At 43.6% G+C, this 250-nt stretch carries 1 rRNA gene; it reads left to right on the top strand.

From position 1 onward, the window contains the following. A 16S ribosomal RNA gene (locus KO531_RS22290) occupies positions 1-68 on the top strand; the annotation flags it as partial. Between the last annotated feature and the right edge of the window lie 182 nt (positions 69-250).

The following is a 250-nucleotide window of genomic DNA, read 5'->3' as shown; positions in this document are numbered from 1 at the left end:
GGTTCATGACTGGGGTGAAGTCGTAACAAGGTAGCCCTAGGGGAACCTGGGGCTGGATCACCTCCTTACCTATACGACTAACTTAATGTTTGTTGAGTGTTCACACAGATTGCTTGTTTAGCTTCTCTTAGGAGAAGTCAGAGCTGAATGCGCCGCGAGCCGGTACGCATTGTTCTTTAACAATTTGGAAAGCTGATAGTATTTAATTGCATGAGTCTGTCATGTGATTAATTACAAAACGTTTAATGCG

Origin of the sequence: Shewanella sp. NKUCC06_TVS, assembly GCF_019345515.1 — a bacterium.
GTDB lineage: Bacteria > Pseudomonadota > Gammaproteobacteria > Enterobacterales > Shewanellaceae > Shewanella > Shewanella oncorhynchi.
The sequence above is the reverse complement of the archived record's forward strand: the minus strand, read 5'-3'. Positions and strand labels throughout refer to the sequence as shown.